Annotated in this window: 3 protein-coding genes; 1 reads left to right on the top strand and 2 read right to left on the bottom strand. The window is 70.1% G+C overall.

All coding sequences use genetic code 11. From position 1 onward, the window contains the following. A partial coding sequence (locus tag ABZ281_RS45580; RefSeq protein ID WP_356664290.1) for an MHYT domain-containing protein occupies positions 1-600 on the bottom strand: 600 nt, incomplete at its 3' end. 192 nt (positions 601-792) lie between these two features. Between ABZ281_RS45580 and ABZ281_RS45585 the strand changes: the two genes are divergently transcribed. Then, on the top strand, positions 793-1,392 hold the full coding sequence (locus ABZ281_RS45585) for a class I SAM-dependent methyltransferase (protein ID WP_356664292.1): 600 nt from the start codon (positions 793-795) through the stop codon (positions 1,390-1,392). Between the two features lie 8 nt (positions 1,393-1,400). Here the strand turns inward: ABZ281_RS45585 and ABZ281_RS45590 are convergent, their stop codons facing one another. Continuing rightward, entirely contained in the window at positions 1,401-2,300 is a 900-nt protein-coding gene (locus tag ABZ281_RS45590; protein ID WP_356664294.1) for an oxygenase MpaB family protein, read from the bottom strand. Positions 2,301-2,595 lie beyond the last annotated feature (295 nt).

A 2,595-nucleotide genomic window follows, 5' to 3' on the forward strand; every position in this document is an offset into this window, starting at 1 on the left:
CTCCACACGCACGCCCACCGCGAACATCCCGGTGTAGTGCATGCTGCTGACGGCCGCGCCCATGATCAGGGAGGCGATGGTGACCGCCACGGGCGACTTGATGTTGAGGGCCGCCCACAGAGCCGCCGTCGCGGCGACGACGGCGATGAGGACGGAGAGTCCGACGAGCAGCGGGTCGTAGGTCACGTCGCCGTGCAGCCGGACGGCCGCCATGCCCAGGTAGTGCATGCTCGCGACGCCGAGGCCGGTGGTGAGCCCGCCGACGAGGAGGGCCCGGCCGCGGTCCTTGCTGTAGCCGACGGCGAAGACACCGGCGCAGACGACGACCATGGCGACGAGCAGGCTCAGGAGAGTGAGCGGCACGTCGTAGCGGATGTCGGTGCCGGTGACGCCGAAACCGAGCATGGCCACGAAGTGCATGGTCCAGATGCCGGTACCGATCGCCGAGGCTGCGGTGACGAGCCAGTTGCGGCGCGAGCGCCCGGTGGTGGCGAGCGCGCGGACGGTGCAGCGCAGACCGAGCGCGGCGCCTATGCAGGCCATCACGTACGACAGTGCGGGGGTCAGCCACCCCAGGGCTGCGTGGTCCAGGTGTCCCATGGCCCCGGGACGCTAGCCCCGGCAGGGGCTCGCGAAGGGGGCGCAGTTCGAAAGGTGCTGGAATACGACCCAAGGATGTACCGCAACGATCGGGTCATGCTCGAACGTGTGCGCTGAGATGTCATCCGTGCCTGTGGAGCGTCATACGTGCGGGTGGAGCGTCATCCGTACCGGTGAGGAATCATGCGGTACATGAGCGACGAGCAGACGCGTGTTCAGGAGTTCTTCACAGCCCGCGCCGCCGACTGGGACAGCCGGTTCCCGGACGACGGGCCTGCCTACGCGGCCGCGGTCGCCGAGCTCGGGCTGCGGACGGGCGACCGGGTGCTCGACGCGGGGTGCGGCACAGGACGCGCCCTGCCACCGCTGCGAGCCGCCGTGGGGGCCTCGGGGGTGGTCCTCGGGGCCGACCTGACGCCGGCCATGCTGCGGGCGGCTGTACGGGCCGGGCGGGACCATGACGGACAGTTGCTGCTCACGGACGTCGCCGCGTTGCCCCTGCGCTCGCGGTCACTGGACGCCGTGTTCGGGGCGGGCCTCATCTCGCACCTCGGGAACCCGGCCGAGAACCTGCGGGAGCTGGCCCGCGTGGTGCGCCCGGGCGGGGTGCTGGCGCTGTTCCACCCGATCGGCAGGGCGGCTCTCGCGGCTCGTCACGGTCGCCCGCTCACCCCGGAAGACCTGCGTGCCGAACCCAGCCTCCGTCCGCTCCTGGCCGGTTCCGGGTGGCGTCTGACGTCGTACGTCGACGAGGACTCCCGATTCCTCGCACTCGCCGTGCGCGAGGAGTGACCGCCGCGTCACCCGGCCTCCGCGTCCGGCGCCGCGTGCCGCACGGGACAGCCCCCGAGGCCCGGCACCGGGCGGGTGCCGAGGTCGGCGATCCGGTAGCCGTACGGGTAGCTCTTGATCTCCCGGTTCTGGCGGGCGAAGTGCGGGGCGCGCCGGGGCGGCAGCAGGCGGACGGCACGGCCCCGGAGCCGGACGGCGCGACGCACCCACACGCGCGTGGTGGCACTCGGCGGGCTGTACCGGAAGGCGCGCAGCAGGGAGTCGTCGAGCAGCGCGAGAGTCGTGGTGCGGAGCAGGGGTGCGAGCGGGCCGGGGTACCAGGAGGCCATCAGGTCGAGTGTGGCGTCCGAGACGCGCCGGGCGTCCTCGTCCCAGGCGAATCGGGCGGCTTCGTAGGAGTCGAGGCAGGTCTCGAACTCCTCGTAGGTCTCGGAGATGTCCTTGATGCCCATGTGCCGGCCCAGCGTGCGGTAGTGGACGACACTGGCGACGGTCTCGTGGCGTGACAGCCTGCGCCAGCCGTAGGCGTCGATCCACCGTTTCGGCATCACGACGAACGTGCAGAGCACGTAGCGCATGTCGTCGTCGCTGATGTCGTAGCTGCGGTGCATCTGGTTGATGCGGCGGATCGCGGTCCGGCCCCGGTCACTGCCGAATCCGTGCTCGACGATGGCGTCCAGGAGCAGCGAGGTGTCGTCGTAGCGCTTCTGCGTCCGGTCCGTGAGCTCCGCCGTGCGCGCGAGCAGCCGGCCGATGCCCGGTACGGCGTACGTGCGGTACAGGGCCAGCTCCAGCGCGCGTGTGAAGTCCCAGGGGAACTCGTACGCCACGCTGAGCCGGTAGATCTCTGTAGCCTGCTCGTACGGGTCCATTTGGCGGATCTGTTCGAGCCGTGAGAAGCGCTTCACCGTACCGTCCCCCTTCTGTCACAGGTTCTCCAACTTTACGTTGGTGACCGGGAGATGAATGACCGGGCACGGCAGGAGCACAGGGGGAAGGTGGTCAGCATGTGGGGCAGGTTCCGCAAAGCCGGGGACAGGGTTGCCGATGTCTTGCGCACGGAGCCGAGGGCCGACGGGGAGGGGCGTCCGCACAACCTCTTCGAGGCTGTGGCGCGTAATCAGAAAGGGAATCCCGGCGCGAGGTGCGTGGCGCTGGGGTGTGGTGTCAGGTCCCAAACTCTACACAGCGACAGCCCGTGAT

Source organism: Streptomyces sp. NPDC006265, assembly GCF_040613555.1.
In the GTDB taxonomy this organism is placed as follows: Bacteria; Actinomycetota; Actinomycetes; order Streptomycetales; family Streptomycetaceae; genus Streptomyces.

Coding starts and splice junctions, on each gene's coding strand:
- ABZ281_RS45585 (WP_356664292.1), top strand. CDS start 793: ATGAGCGACGAGCAGACGCGTGTTCAGGAGTTCTTCACAGCCCGCGCC.